Here is a 17,364-nt window from a genome sequence, read left to right as displayed (position 1 = left end):
ACCACCCGCACCCGCTCCACCCGCTCCAGCAGCCCGTCGGCGCGCAGCCCCCGGGCGAAGCGGTGCGCGGCCGCCATCGGCCCGCCGGTGTGCGAACTCGACGGCCCGATACCGATCTTGAAGAGGTCGAAGACGCCGATGCTCACCGCACGTACTCCGTCGCGGCGTCGAGCAGCCATTCGGCCAGGTAGGCGGCGAAGGAGGAGCGCACCAGCACGAGGAAGCCGTCCTGCTGGGGAAGCAGCACGACCTGCGTGCGCGCGAGGGTGGTCTGCGCGCACGCCCCCGGAGCGAAGGCGCTCGGGTGCAGGTCGATGGTGCAGCCGTGGGACAGCAGGTCCCGCGCCTTCGGCCCGGCGACCAGCAGCGTGGTGCGCTGGGCGGACACGTCGACCACCGAGCCCTGGCCGCCGTCCACGGCCTTGCGCAGCAGCTCTGACCGGTACCCCTCAGGACCGATCACCAGCCACTCGTCGGGGCCGAGCCAGGCCACGGTCAGCTCGCCCGACCGTACGGCGGTGCAGGGCGTGGTGGGCAGCGGCGCGCCCAGGACGGCCGCGACCTCGTCCGCGGCCGGACCGGCCGGGTCCACGCGCACGTTGACGTGGGTGAGGAACGGGATCTCGGCCAGCCTGAGCGCCCCGCTCGACGAGACGGCCTCGAACCGGCCTGCGAAGGCCGCTGCGGGACTCCTGCGTTCAGCCATCGCGGCGCGCTCCTTCCGGGTCGTACAGGACATGCGAGGTGACGGTGACGGGCACGAGGGCGCCGCCGACGGGTGCGTACAGCCGCTCGCCTACCCGGCTCTGCCCGCCCTTGACCAGGGCCAGCGCGAACGTCCGGCCGAGGGCGGCGCTGCGGTAGCTGGAGGTGACGTGGCCGAGCATGGGCACGGGCGGCGCGGGCAGCTCGGCGTCGGCGACCAGGTGCGCGCCCTCCGGCAGCAGGTAGGACGGGTCCTCCGGCAGCAGGCCGACCAGCTGCTTGCGGTCGGGCCTGGAGGTGTCGGCCCGCGCGAAGGAGCGCTTGCCGACGAAGTCGGGCTTCTTCTTGGACACCACCCACGACATGCCCAGGTCCTGCGGGGTGACGGTGCCGTCGGTGTCCTGGCCGACGATCGGGTAGCCCTTCTCGGCGCGCAGGACGTGCATGGTCTCGGTCCCGTACGGCGTGACTCGCCCGGTGTCCATGATCGCCGTCCAGAGGCGCAGGCCGTCCCACGAGGTCACGTTGATCTCGTAGGCGAGCTCGCCGGAGAAGCTGATCCGGCACACCCGGGCGGGGATGCCGGCCACCTCCGCCTCCCGCCAGGTCATGAACGGGAAGTCGGCGACGCCGACGGCCAGGTCGGGGGCGAGCTCGGCCAGCAGCTCGCGCGACCGCGGCCCGACCAGCGCGACCGTGGCCCACTGCTCGGTGACCGACGTGAGGTGGACGCGCAGCGTGGGCCACTCGGTCTGCAGCCACTCCTCCATCCAGTCGAGGACGGTGGCCGCGTTGCCGGTCGTCGTGGTGACCAGGAAGTGCTCCTCGGCCAGCCGGATGACGGTGCCGTCGTCGAAGACCATCCCGTCGGGCCTGCACATCACGCCGTAGCGGACGGCGCCGACGGCCAGCGAGCTCATCATGTTGGTGTAGAGCCGGTCGAGGAACTCGCCGGCGTCGGGGCCGATCACGTCGATCTTGCCGAGCGTGGAGGCGTCCATGGCCGCGACGCTCTCGCGGGCGGCCGCGCACTCGCGCAGGACGGCGCTCTCCATGTCCTCGCCCGCGCGCGGGTAGTACCACGGGCGCTTCCACTGGCCGACGTTCTCGAACAGCGCGCCGTTGGCGACGTGCCACTCGTGCAGGGCGGTCACCCTGATCGGGTCGTGCAGCGCGCCGCGGTCGCGGCCGGCGAGGGCGGCGAAGCTCACCGGCGCGTACGGCGCGCGGAAGGTGGTGCTGCCGAGCTCGCCGACGGTGGTGCCGAGGGCGTGGGCCACGACCGCCGTGGTGAGCAGTCCCGAGGTCTTGCCCTGGTCGTGGGCGGTGCCCGCGGTGGTGTAGCGCTTGATGTGCTCGACGGAGCGCAGGCCCGCCCCGGTCGCCCGCTGGACGTCGGCCGCGGTCACGTCGCGTTGCAGGTCGACGAAGTGGGAGCGGTAGTCGGTGGCGGGGACCAGCCAGAAGGCCTGCCCGGGGGTCGTGGGCGTCTCCACGGTGGCCCGCGGGGTCGCGGGCCGCTCGCCCACCGCCCTGCCGAGGGCCGCCTCCAGCGCGCGGTAGCCCGCGGCGGCGCCATCGGCGAGGCAGCCGCTCAGCGTGAACACGCCCTTCGCCGCCCCTGCCGCCTCGACGGCCTGGCGGGAGGCGTCGGGCACGATCGCGCCGAGCGCGTCGTCGTAGCGGAGCGTCCCGCCCGACTGGCTGAACAGGTGCACGACGGGGTTCCAGCCGCCTGACACCAGCAGCAGGTCGGCGGCCAGCTCCTGCTCTCCGACGGCGGCGCCGGCCTCGGGCCGGTGCCGGCCGACCAGCACGCTGGAGACCTGGCCGTCGCCCTGGGCGGCGGTCACCACATGCCCGGACAGCACCTGGATGCCGCGTTCGCGCGCGCCGGCCGTCCACGCCGCGCCGGGCGAGGTCCGGACGTCGACGACGGCGGCGATCTCGACGCCCGCGTCGGCCAGGTCGAGAGCGGCGGCGTAGGCGCTGTCGTTGGCGGTGAAGACGACCGCGCGGCGGCCGGGGAGCACGCCGTACCTGTTGACGTAGGCGCGGGCGGCGCCGGCCAGCATGACGCCGGGCAGGTCGTTGCCCGCGAAGGCGATCGACCGCTCGTGCGCGCCGGTGGCCAGCACGACGCGCTTGGCGCGGATGCGCCACACGCGCTCGCGCGCGACGTCCGCGGGTGCGGCGGCGCCCAGGTGGTTGGTGCGCCGTTCGACGGCGACGACGTAGTTGTCGTCGTAGTAGCCGATCGCGGTGGTCCTGCGCAGCACCCTGACCTCGGGCATGGCCTCGAGCACGGCCGCGGTCGCGGCGGCCCAGTCGGCGCCGGAGCCGACCTCCTGCGGCCCGAGCACGTCGTCCGCGCCGGGCTCGGTCACGGACTCGCGGGTGCCGAGCAGGCTGCCGCCGGGCTCGGACCGCTCGTCGACGAGGATGACGCGCGCGCCCGTGCCGGAAGCGGCGCGGGCGGCGGCCAGTCCGGCGGGACCGGCGCCGACGACCAGGACGTCGCAGTGCGCGTGGACGGCGTCGTAGCGGGCGGGGTCCGGCTCGGTGGCCAGCCTGCCCTGGCCGGGCAGGCCGGCGGCGACCAGGCCGTCGTACAGCTCGACCGTGGTGGCGGGCAGCATCGGCTCGGGGAAGGGCGCCTCGATCTGCACGACCGCGCTCGGCTCCTCGCCGCCGGCCGAGACGATGCCGCGCGGGCGGCCGAGCTTGACGCTCGTGGCGACCTGGCGCACCCCGTTGGCCAGCAACGCCGAGGCGAGGGTGTCGCCCGGGTGCCCGGTGTACTCCTGGCCGTCGAAGGTGAAGCGGAGCGTGGTGTCGCGGTCGATCCGGCCGCCGGTGTCGCGCCTCATGAGGTCACCAGCCTGGGCTCGCCCACCCGGTAGACGGCGTGGATCTCGTTGGTCGCGGTGTCGCGCACCGCGTTGAACCAGCGGCGGCAGCCGGCGGAGTGGCTCCAGCGCTCGGCGAAGCGCCCCTTGGGGTTGTCCCTGAAGAACAGGTAGCGGGCCCACTCCTCGTCGGACAGCGCCGCCGGGTTGTCCGGGTAGGCGACGTGCGCCTGCCCGCCGTAATGGAACTCGGCCTCATCGCGTGGGCCGCACCATGGACATGAGATCAGCAGCATCGTGAGGTCCTCAGTGCGCGACCGCGGCGGCGCCGTGCTCGTCGACGAGCGCCCCGGTGGTGAATCGGTCAAGGGAGAAGGGGGCGTTGAGCGGGTGCGGCTCGTCGTTGGCCACCGTGTGGGCCAGGCACCAGCCCACGCCGGGGGTCGCCTTGAAGCCGCCGGTGCCCCATCCGCAGTTGAGGTACAGGCCCTCCACCTCGGTCAGGCCGACGATCGGCGAGGCGTCGGGCGAGACGTCCACCACGCCGCCCCAGGTCCGCAGCACGTGCGCCCTGGCGAAGACGGGGAACAGCTCGAGGGCCGCGGCCATCTGCCGTTCGATGATGTGGAAGGCGCCGCGCTGGCGGTAGGAGTTGGCCGCGTCGATGCCGGCGCCCATGACCAGCTCGCCCTTGTGCGCCTGGCTGACGTACACGTGGACGGCGTTGGACATGACGACCGTCGGGTGGACGGGCTCCAGCAGCTCCGACACCAGCGCCTGCAGGGGATGGCTCTGGAGGGGCAGGTCGATGCCCGCGGTGGCGGCCACGACCGAGGTGTGCCCGGCGGCGCACAGCGCCACCCTGCCGGCCGCGATCGTGCCCTTCGTCGTCTCGACGCCGGTCACCCTGCCGTCGCGCACCTGGAGCCCGGTGACCTCGCAGTGCTCGACGAACTCGACGCCGAGCGCCGCCGCGGCCCTGGCCAGGCCCCACGCGACGTGGTCGTGCTTGGCGATGCCGGCCCTGGGCTGGAAGGTCCCGCCCAGCACGGGGTAGCGCACGTCGGGCGAGATGTTGACGATCGGGCAGACCTCCTTCACCTGGTGGGGGTCGAGCCACTCGGCGTCGACGCCGTTGAGGTTGTTGGCGTGCACCCGCCGTACGCTGTCGCGCACGTCCTGAAGGCTGTGGGCGAGGTTGAGCACGCCGCGCTGGCTGAACAGCAGCGGGTAGTCGAGCTCCTCCTCCAGGCCCTCCCACAGCTTGAGCGCGTGCTCGTAGATCCCCGCGCTCTCGTCCCACAGGTAGTTGGACCTGATGATGGTGGTGTTGCGCGCCATGTTGCCGCCGGCGAGCCAGCCGCGCTCCAGCACCGCCACGTTGGTGATGCCGTGGTTCTTGGCGAGGTAGTAGGCGGTGGCCAGGCCGTGCCCGCCGCCGCCGACGATCACGACGTCGTAGGAACGCTTCGGTTCGGCGGCGCCCCACAGCCGGTCGGGGTGCTCGGGCAGGTCGGCGCCAGGGGTGCGCGGGCTCATCGGGCCTCTCCGTAGAGCGGGTGCTTGCTTGCCAGGGCCTCGACCCTGCCGCGCAGGAACGACAGGTCGGCCTGCGGTGTCAGCGCGGTGGCGATGATGTCGGCCACCTCGGTGAAGTCGGCGGCGCCGAAGCCGCGGGTGGCGAGGGCCGGGGTGCCGATGCGCAGCCCCGAGGTGACCATCGGGGGCCGCGGGTCGAACGGCACGGCGTTGCGGTTGACCGTGATGCCGACCTCGTGCAGCCGGTCCTCGGCCTGCTTGCCGTCCAGCTCGGACGCGCGCAGGTCGACCAGGACGAGGTGCACGTCGGTGCCGCCGGTCAGCACCCGCACCCCCGCCTCGACGGCGTCGGGGGCCAGCAGCCGCTCGGCCAGGATGCGGGCGCCTTCCAGGGTGCGGCGCTGCCGGTCGCGGAACGCCTCCCCGGAGGCGATCTTGAAGGCGACCGCCTTGGCCGCGATGACGTGCTCCAGCGGGCCGCCCTGCTGCCCGGGGAAGACCGCCGAGTTGATCTTCTTGCCGAGCTCCTCGGTGGACAGGATCACCCCGCCCCTGGGCCCGCCGAGGGTCTTGTGCGTGGTGGTGGTGACGACGTGGGCGTGCGGCACGGGCGAGGGGTGCAGGCCCGCGGCCACCAGGCCGGCGAAGTGCGCCATGTCGACCATGAGGTAGGCGCCCACCTCGTCGGCGATACGGCGGAAGGCCGCGAAGTCGAGCTGCCGCGGATAGGCCGACCAGCCCGCGATGACGAGCCGGGGCCGGTGCTCGCGGGCCAGGCGCGCGACCTCCTCCATGTCGACCAGGTAGTCGCTCTCGCGCACGTGGTAGGCGGCCACCTTGTACAGGCGGCCGGAGAAGTTGATGCGCATCCCGTGGGTGAGGTGGCCGCCGTGGGCCAGGTCGAGACCGAGAATGGTGTCGCCGGGTTCGAGGAGCGCGGCCATCGCGGCGGCGTTGGCCTGGGCGCCCGAGTGCGGCTGCACGTTGGCCGCCTGCGCGCCGAACAGCGCCTTCACCCTGTCGATGGCGAGCTGCTCGACGACGTCGACGTGCTCGCAGCCGCCGTAGTACCGCTTGCCCGGGTAGCCCTCGGCGTACTTGTTGGTGAGGACCGAGCCCTGGGCGGCCATGACGGCGGCGGGCGCGAAGTTCTCCGAGGCGATCATCTCCAGCGTCGAGCGCTGGCGGGCGAGCTCGTCGCCGATGGCGGCGTGGACCTCGGGGTCCACCACGTCCAGCGGGGTGTCGATCATCTGGGGTCCTTTCTAACCGCGCAGGCGCTGCATCGCCGGGTCGAACAGGGGCTCCTCGGCGACCACGGCCTTGACTCTCCGGTCGAAGTAGCCGATGTCCACCGGCTGTCCCGGGGTCGCCAGCGCGGCCGGCAGCCACGCGTAGGCGATCCCCTTGCCGATGGTGTATCCGTAGGCGGCGCTGGTGACGTAGCCGGCGACGTTCTCACCGTCGTAGACGGGCTCCTTGCCCATGACGACCTCGTCGGTGAGCAGGCAGGTGAGCTTGCGCCGCACCGACTCCTTGCGGGCGAGCAGGGCCTCGCGGCCGAGGAAGTCGCCCTTGTCCAGCTTGACGGCGAAGCCGAGGCCCGCCTCGTAGGGGTCGTGCTCGAAGGTCATGTCGGTGCCGAAGGAGCGGTAGCCCTTCTCCAGGCGCAGGCTGGTGAAGGCGCCGCGGCCGCCGGCGACGACGCCGTGGTCCTGACCGGCCTCCCACAGGGTGTCCCAGAGCTTGAGCCCCATGTCGGCGGTGGTGTAGATCTCCCAGCCGAGCTCGCCGACGTAGGACAGGCGCAGCATCGTGACCGGCACGTTGCCGATGTAGGCGCGGGTGCCGCGGAAGTAGCGCAGCGCCGTCAGGTCGGTCGTGGTCAGCGGCTGGGCCAGGTCGCGGGCCCGCGGCCCCCAGAGGCCGACGCAGCAGGTGCCCGCGGTGATGTCGCGCACCTGCACCGAGCCGTCGCGGGGGCGGTGCCGGTCGAACCAGTCGAGGTCGAGGTTGCCGTTGGCGCCGACCTGGAACTCCTCGGCCCCGAGGCGGGCGACGGTGACGTCGCTGCGGATGCCGCCGTCGGTGTCGAGCAGCAGGCAGTAGGTCACCGAGCCGACCGACTTGTCCACGTCCCCCGTGGTGAGGGACTGCAGGAAGGCCACGGCGCCGGGGCCGCTGACCTCCAGGCGCTTGAGGGCGGTCATGTCGTACATCGCGACGGACTCGCGGGTGGCCTGGGCCTCGGCGCCCACGATCGGGGACCAGTACTGCGCGGCCCAGTCACCGGGGGTGGGGATGTCCCTGCCCTTGAGCAGACCCGCGTTGGCGCCGTACCACTGGGGCCGCTCCCACCCGGAGGCCTCGAGGAAGACCGCGCCGAGCTCCTGCTGGCGAGGGTGGAAGGGGCTGGTGCGCAGCGGGCGGGGCTCCTCCATCGGCTGGAGGGGGTGGATGATGTCGTAGACCTCGACGTAGTTCTGGCAGCCTCGGGCCAGCACGTAGTCGGGGGCGATCTGGTGCGGCTCGAACCTGTTGACGTCGCACTCGTGCAGGTCGAAGGAGGAGCAGTGGCCGTCGACGAGCCATTCGGCCATCGCCAGGCCGACGCCCGCCGAGTGGGTGACCCAGACGGCCTCGGCCACCCAGAAGCCCTTGACCTCCCGCGACTCGCCCATGAGCGGCAGGTGGTCGGTGGTGAAGGAGAACAGCCCGTTGATGCCCTCCTCGACCTTGGCCGACTGGGTGGCGGGAAGCAGGTCCTGGGTCGCGGTCCACGCCTCGGCGAAGTCGTCGGGGGTGAAGGTGAGCACCGAGGGCATCACCTCGGCCGCGTCGACCGACAGGATGTCGTCGGCGCTGATCGGCATCGGCCGGTGGCCGTAGTAGCCGATGCCCAGCGTGTCGAAGCGCTCGCGGTAGTAGAGGTCGGCGTCCTGGTGGCGCAGGATCGGCCGGGTGGCCTCCTCGGTCGCTCCGGCCAGGTCAGGCACCTGCCCCGTCCACGCCAGCTGGTGGGCCAGCGGCGTGAGGGGAAGGTTCATGCCCACCATGCGGGCCACCTTCGGCCCCCAGATGCCGGCGCAGCAGACCACGATCTCGGCGGGGATCTCGCCCTGGTCGGTGACCACCGCGGCGACCCTGCCGTTCTCGGTCCTGATGTCGAGGACCTCGTGCCTGGGCAGCACCCGCACGCCGCGCTCGCGCGCCCTGGCGAGCTGGGCGTCGACCGCCTTGACCGCCTTGGCCAGGCCGTCGGTCGGCAGGAACAGGCCGCCGAGGACCTTGGCGCCGTCGAGGAGGGAGTGCTTGGCCACGCACTCCTCGGGGGAGAGCAGGTGCGCCTCGATCCCCCACGCCACCGCCCAGCCGTACCTGCGGTGCAGTTCGGCCAGCCGCTCGGGGGTGGTGGCCACTTCGAGCCCGCCGACCTGGAAGAAGCTGTCGAGTGCGACGAACTTCTCGACCGTGTAGCGGGCCATCTCGGTCATGGTCTTCGACCCGTTGGTCTGGAACACCAGTCCGGGGGCGTGTGAGGATGAGCCGCCGGTGGCGGGCACGTCTCCCTGATCGACCACGGTGACATCGGTCCAGCCTCGGGCGGACAACTCGTCGGCGAGGGCGGCGCCGACCACGCCCGCCCCGATGATGACGACGCTCGGGCCCGTCATAGCCACCTCCGTTGTTGCGATATATGCAACCAAACGCGTTTTCCGCAACAAGCGTCGCTCGCCGCATTGCGGGTGTCAAGGGGCGTTCTGTCTTATTCCGTACGGCTTCGCGGCGGATTAGAACGTTCCAATCTCGCACAAGCACCAGCCCGATCGCGGGGTCAGGCGATCGGGCTGGTGAGACCTCAGCTCTGGGGGACCCAGGCCTTGACCTTGTCGGCGTTGTCGGCCACCCACTTGGCGGCCGCGTCCTCGGGCGTCATCTTGTCCTCGGAGATGTACTTGGCCACGAGGTTCTGGTCGTCGTTGGTCCAGGTGAAGTTCTTGACCAGCGCGTAGGCGGGACTGCCGGAGTCGGCGAACTTCTTGCTCACGATCTTGTCGAGCTCGTACGGCGGGTAGTCGCAGGCCACCTTGGCCGGGTCCGCGTCACAGCCCTCGGTGTACTGCGGCAGGTTCACCTTGACCAGCTTGAGCTCCGACAGGAACCACTGCGGCTCGTAGAAGTAGCCGATGATGGGCTTCTGCTGCTTCTCCGACTGCCGGAAGGCCGTGATGAGCGCGGTCTCGCTGCCGGCGTAGACGACCTTGTAGTCCAGCTTCAGGTTCTTGACCAGGGCCGCGTCGTTGGTGACGAACGAGGGGTCGCCGTCGAGCAGCTGCCCCTTGCCTTCGGACTCGGAGGTCTTGAACAGGTCGGCGTACTTGTTGAGGTTCTTCCAGTCGGTGATGTCGGGATACTTCTGGGCCATCCACGGCGCCACGTACCAGCCGATCACGCCCTTGTTGCCCGTCGGGCCCGCCGACACGGCGACCTTCTGGTCCTCGATGTACTTCTTCTTGAGGTCGTCGTGGGCCCAGTTCTCCACGACCGCGTCGACCTCGCCGGTGGCGAAGCCCTGCCAGGCCACCTCCTCCTTGAGGTCCTTCTTCACCACCTTGCAGCCGAGGTTCTTCTCCGCCACGTGGGCGATGACCGCGGCGTTCGCCTCGTAGCCCACCCATGGGTTGACGGCGAGGTTGAAGGTGCCGCAGCTCTTGCCTCCCTGTCCGCCGGCCGCGGGCTGCTGCGTCTCGCCGACCTTCGCCCCGCCGCACGCGGTGAGCAGGAGGCCGGTGCCGGTCACGAGCGCGATCGCCCTGACCCTTCCACTCCTCGTCAAAGCCACCTGGTCCTCCAGAGTTCTCACTAGCCGGTTATCGGTTACTTGTGGGTGACACCGCCGTGCGCGGCCACGTCGGCCCGCCGGGTGGCGGCGCTCATGACGCGGTCGAGCACGATGCCGAGCACGACGATCGCGAGCCCGGCGGCCAGCCCCTTGCCGCGGAGCTGGTGCTGCGAGAAGCCGGCCACGACGTCGTAGCCGAGGGCTCCGGCTCCCACCAGGCCGCCGACGACCACCATCGACAGCACGTAGATCAGTCCCTGGCTGGCCGCCAGCGTCACGCCGCTGCGGGCCATCGGGAGCTGGACCTTGGAGATGAGCTGCCACGTTCCCGTGCCCGCCGAGACGGCGGCCTCCACGGTCGTGGGCGAGACCCGCCTGATGCCCTCGGCCACCAGCTTGATGGCGATGGGCGCGGCGAAGACGACGGCCGCGATGATCGCGGTGAACCGCGTCGGGCCGAACAGGCCGAGGATCGGCACCAGGTAGACGAAGGCGGGCATCGTCTGCCCCGCGTCCAGGACCGGCCGCAGCATCGTGTCGGCCCGGTCGCTGCGGCCCATCCAGACGCCCAGCACCACGCCGAGCACCATGACCAGGATCGTCGCGACGAGCGTCGAGGCCAGCGTCACCATGCTGTCCTGCCAGAGTCCCAGCAGCACGAGCACGAGCAGGCCCGCGGCGGTCACCAGCGCGGCCCGCACGCTGCCCACCAGCAGGGCGACGGCGACGACCACGCCGAAGACGAGCCACCACGGCGAGCCGGTCAGCAGCGCCTCGAAGGGGTTGAGCAGCGTGTTGGTGAGCACGTTCTTCAGCGCGTCGGTGGTGGCGGCGAGGCTGTCCTGCACCCACAGGCTGGCCGCGTCGGCGGCCTGGCGCACGTAGTGGCCGAGCTCGGCCTGGACGGGGAACTCCGCGGCCCAGACGTAGGTGTAGGACAGGTAGCCGAGGACCGCCACCACGCCGAACGTGCCGGCCAGCTCCAGCCGGCGCCTTCGCGTGGTGCGCAGCCGGCCGGCGCGCCGTTCGGCCTCCACCCGCCGGCTGGCGGCCGAGGTCACCCGGTCCAGCACGACGGCCATGATGACGATGGCCAGGCCCGCGTTGAACGCGGTGCCCACGTCGAGCGTCTGCAGCGCCTTCAGCACCGTCTTGCCCAGGCCGGGCGCGTCGATGAGCGCCGCGATCGTCGCCATGGACAGCGCCGCCATGATGGTCTGGTTGACGCCGACGATGATCGTCTGCTTGGCCATCGGGAGCCGCACGTGGCGCAGCGCCTGCGCGGAGGTGGCGCCGAGCGAGGCGCCCGCCTCCAGCGTGTCCGGCGAGACCTGCCTGATGCCGTGCGCGGTGATGCGGATGGCCGGCGGGATCGCGTAGATCATCGTGGCGATGGTGGCGCTGGCCGGGCCGATGAGGAAGAACAGCGTCAGCGGCGCCAGATAGACGAACGTCGGCATCGTCTGCATGAAGTCCAGCACCGGCGTCACCACCCGGTGGAACCGGTCGCTCAGCCCCGCCCAGACGCCGAGCGGGATCCCGACGGCCAGCGAGAGCGCGACCGCGGTCAGCGTGAGAGCGAGGGTGTCCATGCTCTCCTGCCACAGGCCCAGCACGCCGAAGGAGAGGAAACCGGCGGCGGTGAGCAGCGCCACCTTCCCGTTGCCCCACAGCCACGCGATGGCGGTGGCGAGCCCGGCCACGCCGAGCCAACCGAGGACCGGGACGGGCCGGCCGAAGGACGCCTGGCTGATCAGCGCCTGGACGAACGTCACCGACTCGTCGAGGAAGAGCCGAATGTAGTTGATGAAGTACAGGAAGAACGGATTGCTGTTGCGGCCGTCGTCGATCGCGTCCATGCCCTCGTTGAGCGAGGTGTGCAGGGGCGTCAGCTCCGCGCCGCCGAGGGCGAGGGTGTCGCGGCCGTTGAACAGCGCCCAGCCGAGCACCCATACGGCGAGCACCACCAGGAGCAGGTATCTGCGGGCCGGCAGCCTGGCGGCCACCACCGCCACGGTGGTCATCGTTCCTGCCCTCCCGCGATCACCTCGAGGATCTCGGCGCTGGTGACCACCCCGAGCAGCGTGTCCCCGTCCGTCACGCGCACCGGCCGGTCGGCCGAGAGCACGGTGTGCACGGCGTCGCGGATGACGACGTCGGGGCCGAGCTCCGGGCCGTCCAGCGACTCGTCCATCAGGGGCTGGCGCATGATCCAGCGCAGCGTGAGGACGTGGGAGCGCGGGACGTCGCTGACGAAGTCCCTGACGTAGTCGTCGGCGGGTGCGCCCACCACCTGGTCCGGCGTGCCGACCTGGACCAGCTCGCCGTCGCGCATGATGAGGATCCGGTCGCCCAGCTTCAGCGCCTCGCTGAGGTCGTGGGTGATGAAGATCATCGTCTTGCCGACCTCGTGGTGCAGGCGGATGACCTCGTTCTGCATCTCCCGCCTGATCAGCGGGTCGAGCGCGGAGAACGGCTCGTCGAACAGCAGCACCTCGGGGTCGGCGGCCAGCGCGCGGGCCAGGCCCACCCGTTGCTGCATGCCGCCGGACAGCTGGTCGGGATAGGAGTTCTCGAAGCCGTTGAGCCCGACCAGGCCGACGACCTCGCGGGCGCGGGCGTAGCGGTCCTGCTTGGGGACGCCGCGGATCTCCAGGCCGAAGGCGACGTTGTCCAGCACGCACCGGTGCGGCAACAGGCCGAAGTGCTGGAAGACCATGGCCATGCGGTGCCTGCGCAGCTCGCGCAGCCTGCGGTCGTCGGCCTTGCGGATGTCCTCGCCGTCGAGGACGACCTCGCCTGCCGTGGGCTCGATGAGCCTGGTCAGGCAGCGGACGAGGGTGGACTTGCCCGAGCCCGACAGGCCCATGACGACGAACACCTCGCCCCGGCGTACCTCGAAGGAGACGTCGCGCACGGCGGCGACGCAGCCGGTCCGCTCCTTCAGTTCCTTACGGCTGAGCGTGGTACCGACGACCGCCTCGGCCTTGGGGCCGAACACCTTCCACAGCCCCCTGACATCGAGGATGGGCACGGTTTCGGTGTCGAGCGGACTACGTTCGGTCAGTGACGGCACGGTCATGACCACCTCTTGGGAGTCTCGGAGCGTCAGTTCGCTGGGAACCACCGCTGGGGGCGCGGGCGGGTGTTCTGCCACACATGCTTGATCTCGCGGTACTCGTCGAGTCCGGTCGGCCCGAGTTCGCGGCCGATGCCGGACTGCTTGAAACCACCCCACTCGGCCTGCGGCACGTAGGGGTGGTAGTCGTTGATCCACACCGTGCCGTGGCGGAGCCGTCCCGCGACCCGCTGCGCCTTGCCGGCGTCCTGGGTCCAGACCGCGCCGGCCAGGCCGTACTCGGTGTCGTTGGCGAGGAGGACGGCCTCCTCCTCGGTGGTGAAACGCTCGACGGTCAGCACGGGGCCGAAGGACTCCTCCCGCACCACGCGCATGCCCTGCTTGCAGTCGTCGAGGACGGTGGGCGGGAAGAAGAAGCCGGGGCCGTCGAGCCGGCGACCGCCGCAGCGCAGGGTCGCGCCCTCGGCCAGGCCCGCGGCCACGTACTCCTCGACCTTGGCCAGGTGCGCGGCGGAGATGAGCGGGCCCGCCTGCGCCTCGGGGTCGAAGGGGCCGCCCAGGCGGATGCGCTCCGCCCTTCTGACCACCTCGTCGACGAAGGCGTCGTGCAGGGAGTCCTCCACCAGCAGCCGCGCGCCCGCCGAGCAGACCTGGCCTGAGTGCAGGAACACGGCGGTGAGCGCGAAGTCGACGGCGGTCTCGAAGTCGGCGTCGGCGAAGACGATGTTGGGGTTCTTGCCGCCGAGCTCGAGCGCGACGCGCTTGACCGTGGCCGCGGCCGCGGCCATGATCCGCCGTCCCGTGGCCAGGCCGCCGGTGAAGGAGACCAGGTCGACGTCGGGGTCCTCGGCCAGCGGCGCGCCCACCTCGGGTCCTGCGCCGAGCACGAGGTTGGCCACGCCCTTGGGCAGGCCGGCCTCCTCCAGGGCGCGGACGAGCAGGATGGCCGTGCTCGGGGTGAGCTCGCTGGGCTTCAGCACGAAGGTGTTGCCCGCGGCCAGCGCGGGCGCCACCTTCCAGGTGGTCTGCAGCAGCGGGTAGTTCCAGGGCGTGATCAGGCCGCAGACGCCGACGGGTTCGTAGACGACCTTGCTGATCGCGTCGTCGCGGCCGGTGTCGATGACGCGGCCCGCGTCGGTTCCGGCCACGCCGGCGAAGTAACGTAGGCAGGCGATGGAGTCGTCGACGTCGTACTCGCTCTCGACCAGGCGCTTGCCGGTGTCGCCCGACTCCGCGCGGGCGAAGGCGTCGCGGTCACGTTCCACCAGGCCGGCGACCGCGTAGAGCAGCGCGCCGCGCTCCCTGGCGGGAGTGGTGGGCCATGGACCGCGGTCGAAGGCGTGCCGCGCGGCCCTGATGGCGGCCACGGTGTCGGCCGCTGTGGCTTCGGCGACCGTGGTCACGAGGCTGCCGTCGGCGGGCGAAAGGATGTTCCGCTGTCCGCCGGCGACCGGCCTGGTCCACGTGCCGCCGATGGAGAGATGGGTCATCGGCATACCCCTGATCGTTGCGTATGGCGCAAGGCAATGCTCAGTGAGGAACAGAATTGACCCGTCACCCTCCGTTCGTCAAGGCTTTGAGGGAATCACTGGGCGAATACATACGTTGTGATTCCGTTTACTCCCTGGTAGCCCTCTTGACGGGTGGGCGGTCGCACGGCCACGCTGTTGCGTATACATCACCATTTTGCGTATTACGCAACACAAGGAGGTGTGATGTCTCCTCGTCCCGGCCCAGGCCGCGAGTTCATCCTCACCGTCTCCTGCTCGGACAAGCCTGGCATCGTGTACGCGGTGAGCAGCTTCCTCGTGCAGCACCGCGGTGACATGTTGCAGAGCAAGCAGTTCAACGACAGAAGAGGCGGCGGCTTCTTCATGCGCGTGCACTTCGCCGCCCAGGACGGGCTGGAAGAGCTGCGTGAGGGCTTCGCCTACGTCGCCGAGTCGTTCCAGATGACGTGGCAGCTCAATGACGCCGCGACGCCCACGCGGGCGCTCGTCATGGTGTCGAAGTTCGGCCACTGCATGAACGACCTGCTCTTCCGCCGGCAGGTCGGCGGCCTCAACATCGACGTCCCCGCCGTCGTCTCCAACCATCCCGACCTGGAGCCGCTCGCGGCCTCCTACGGCGTGCCGTTCCACCACGTCCCCGTCACGCCGGACGGAAAGGAGGAGGCAGAGGCCAGGATCCTCGAGCTCGTCGCGGAGTACGAGGCGGACCTGGTGGTGCTGGCGCGCTACATGCAGATCCTGTCCGACGACATGTGCAAGCGCCTGGAAGGCCGCGCCATCAACATCCACCACTCGTTCCTGCCAGGGTTCAAGGGCGCCAAGCCCTACCACCAGGCGCACGAGCGCGGGGTGAAGCTCATCGGCGCGACCGCGCACTACGTCACGGCCGACCTCGACGAGGGCCCCATCATCGAGCAGGACGTGGCCAGGGTGGACCACGAGCTCGACCCGGAGGACCTGGTCGCGGCGGGCAGGGATGTGGAGGCTCAGGTGCTCGCCAGGGCCGTCAAGTGGCACAGCGAGCACCGGGTGCTGCTCAACGGGGACCGCACGGTCGTCTTCCGCTGAGCCGGACACCCAAGAACGAGGCGGTGGGGGTACTGCGCCCCCCACCGCCTCTCTTGTTGTGTCCCAGGCCCTCGCGCGCGGTCCGGCTCAGGCGCGGTGCCGGTAGAAGTCCACCGGCTCGGGCGGCAGCGGCGTGTTGCCGAGGATGAGGTCGGCCGCCTTCTCCGCCAGCATCATGACCGGCGCGTAGATGTTGCCGTTGGTGACGTACGGCATGACCGAGGCGTCCACCACGCGCAGGCCGTCGAGGCCGTGCACCCGCATGCTCTCGGGGTCGGTGACCGACATGTCGTCCACGCCCATCCTGGCCGTGCAGGAGGGGTGCAGGGCCGTCTCGCCGTCCTTGGCCACCCAGTCGAGGATCTCCTCGTCGGTCTCCACGGAAGGACCGGGCGAGATCTCGCCGGTGCTGTACTCACCCAGCGCGGGCTGGCCGAGGATCCTGCGGGCCACCCTGACGGCCTCCACCCATTCCCGCCTGTCCTGGTCGGTGGACAGGTAGTTGAAGCGCAGGGCGGGATGCTGGCGCGGATCGGTGCTCTTGATCTTGACCGAGCCGCGGGCGTCGGAGTACATCGGCCCGACGTGCACCTGGTACCCGTGCCCGCCCGAGGGCGCCGAGCCGTCGTAGCGCACGGCGATGGGCAGGAAGTGGAACATCAGGTTGGGGTAGTCGACCTCGTCGTTGCTGCGGACGAAGCCGCCGGCCTCGAAGTGGTTGGTCGCGCCGGGCCCCTTGCGCAGGAACAGCCACTGCGCGCCGATCCACGGGTGGCGCCACTTCTGCAGGTTCGGCTGCATGGAGACGGGCTTGCCGCAGCCGTGCTGGATGTAGACCTCCAGGTGGTCCTGGAGGTTCTCCCCCACCCCCGGCAGGTCGTGCACCACGTCGACGCCGAGCTCGCCCAGCTCGCGCGCGTTGCCGACGCCGGACAGCTGCAGGAGCTGGGGCGAGTTGATCGCCCCGCCGCACAGGATGACCTCGCCCGCGCGGACGGTGCCGCCGTCGTACTCGACGCCGACGGCGCGCGTGCCCTCGAAGAGGATGCGCGTCACCAGCGCCCGCGTCCTGACCGTCAGGTTCGGCCGCTTCATCACCGGATGCAGGTAGGCGCGGGCCGCGCTCAGCCTGCGGCCGCGCCTGATGTTGCGGTCGAAGCGGGCGAAGCCCTCCTGCCGGTAGCCGTTGACGTCGTCGGTGAGGGGGTATCCGGCCTCCTGCACGGCCGCGAAGAAGGCGTCGTAGAGCGGCGTGCCGGCCGCTCCCCTCTCCAGCGCCAGCGGCCCGTCGTGGCCGCGGAAGGGGGTGCCGGGGTCGGCCAGGCAGTTCTCCATCCTCTTGAAGTACGGCAGGCAGTGGGCGTAGTCCCAGGTCTTCATCCCGGGGTCGGCGCCCCACCTCTCGTAGTCGAGGGGGTTGCCGCGCTGGAAGATCATGCCGTTGATGCTGCTGGAGCCGCCGAGCACCTTCCCGCGGGCGTGGTAGATGCGCCTGCCGTGCATGTGCGGCTCGGGCTCCGACTCGTACTTCCAGTCGTAGAAGCGGTTGCCGATCGGGAAGGGGAGCGCGGCCGGCATGTGGATGAAGACGTCCCACAGATAGTCGGGCCGGCCGGCCTCGAGGACCAGCACCCGCGTAGCGGGGTCCGCGGAGAGCCGGTTGGCCAGGGCGCTGCCCGCCGAGCCGCCTCCGACGATGACGAAGTCGTACTGCTGTGACGTCATGTTGCCTCGTCTCGCTCGCGCGTTTCACCGAATCGTATCGCTATA

13 protein-coding genes are annotated in these 17,364 nt (G+C 71.0%); 1 reads left to right on the top strand and 12 read right to left on the bottom strand.

Annotated elements, in window-relative coordinates:
• The 11 genes from ACWENQ_RS38805 to ACWENQ_RS38755 all read right to left on the bottom strand — a co-directional run.
• Window positions 1-146 (bottom strand): serine dehydratase beta chain (locus ACWENQ_RS38805; protein WP_449931586.1); only part of this gene is annotated, 146 nt, incomplete at its 3' end.
• Window positions 143-706 (bottom strand): sarcosine oxidase subunit gamma, encoded by a 564-nt coding sequence (locus ACWENQ_RS38800; RefSeq protein WP_449931584.1) that lies wholly within the window; start codon window positions 704-706, stop codon window positions 143-145. The genes ACWENQ_RS38805 and ACWENQ_RS38800, both read right to left, overlap by 4 nt.
• A complete protein-coding gene (locus ACWENQ_RS38795; protein ID WP_452418722.1) occupies window positions 699-3,575 on the bottom strand; it encodes a 2Fe-2S iron-sulfur cluster-binding protein in 2,877 nt (958 codons plus the stop codon). The genes ACWENQ_RS38800 and ACWENQ_RS38795 overlap by 8 nt, the downstream gene beginning before the upstream one ends.
• On the bottom strand, window positions 3,572-3,850 hold the full coding sequence (locus ACWENQ_RS38790; RefSeq protein WP_452418721.1) for a sarcosine oxidase subunit delta: 279 nt from the start codon (window positions 3,848-3,850) through the stop codon (window positions 3,572-3,574). The genes ACWENQ_RS38795 and ACWENQ_RS38790 overlap by 4 nt, the downstream gene beginning before the upstream one ends.
• 10 nt (window positions 3,851-3,860) lie before the next feature.
• Complete coding sequence (locus ACWENQ_RS38785; protein ID WP_354918141.1) at window positions 3,861-5,093, bottom strand: sarcosine oxidase subunit beta family protein; 1,233 nt, start codon at window positions 5,091-5,093, stop codon at window positions 3,861-3,863.
• Complete coding sequence (gene glyA, locus ACWENQ_RS38780) at window positions 5,090-6,346, bottom strand: serine hydroxymethyltransferase (RefSeq protein WP_452418720.1); 1,257 nt, start codon at window positions 6,344-6,346, stop codon at window positions 5,090-5,092. Before glyA ends, ACWENQ_RS38785 begins: the two co-directional genes overlap by 4 nt.
• A 12-nt stretch (window positions 6,347-6,358) precedes the next feature.
• Window positions 6,359-8,767, bottom strand: a complete 2,409-nt coding sequence (locus ACWENQ_RS38775; protein ID WP_452418718.1) for a GcvT family protein — start codon at window positions 8,765-8,767, stop codon at window positions 6,359-6,361.
• A 185-nt stretch (window positions 8,768-8,952) separates the two neighbouring features.
• Window positions 8,953-9,936, bottom strand: coding sequence for an ABC transporter substrate-binding protein (locus tag ACWENQ_RS38770; RefSeq protein WP_452418717.1), 984 nt, complete (start codon window positions 9,934-9,936; stop codon window positions 8,953-8,955).
• Between the two features lie 35 nt (window positions 9,937-9,971).
• On the bottom strand, window positions 9,972-11,960 hold the full coding sequence (locus ACWENQ_RS38765; protein WP_354918130.1) for an ABC transporter permease subunit: 1,989 nt from the start codon (window positions 11,958-11,960) through the stop codon (window positions 9,972-9,974).
• Window positions 11,957-13,018, bottom strand: a complete 1,062-nt coding sequence (locus ACWENQ_RS38760; protein WP_449931573.1) for a quaternary amine ABC transporter ATP-binding protein — start codon at window positions 13,016-13,018, stop codon at window positions 11,957-11,959. Before ACWENQ_RS38760 ends, ACWENQ_RS38765 begins: the two co-directional genes overlap by 4 nt.
• A gap of 26 nt (window positions 13,019-13,044) precedes the next feature.
• Entirely contained in the window at window positions 13,045-14,511 is a 1,467-nt protein-coding gene (locus tag ACWENQ_RS38755; protein WP_452418715.1) for an aldehyde dehydrogenase family protein, read from the bottom strand.
• Window positions 14,512-14,730: 219 nt separating this feature from the next.
• On the opposite strand from ACWENQ_RS38755, the gene purU reads away from it, so the two are divergent.
• Complete coding sequence (purU, locus tag ACWENQ_RS38750) at window positions 14,731-15,594, top strand: formyltetrahydrofolate deformylase (RefSeq protein WP_354918124.1); 864 nt, start codon at window positions 14,731-14,733, stop codon at window positions 15,592-15,594.
• An 87-nt stretch (window positions 15,595-15,681) separates the two neighbouring features.
• Here the strand turns inward: purU and betA are convergent, their stop codons facing one another.
• The gene (gene betA / locus ACWENQ_RS38745; RefSeq protein WP_449931567.1) at window positions 15,682-17,319 is read right to left on the bottom strand and encodes a choline dehydrogenase; all 1,638 of its coding nucleotides are present in this window, start codon (window positions 17,317-17,319) and stop codon (window positions 15,682-15,684) included.
• Between the last annotated feature and the right edge of the window lie 45 nt (window positions 17,320-17,364).

This window comes from Nonomuraea sp. NPDC004354 (genome assembly GCF_053602555.1).
This window is presented reverse-complemented; position numbering and strand designations above follow the sequence as displayed.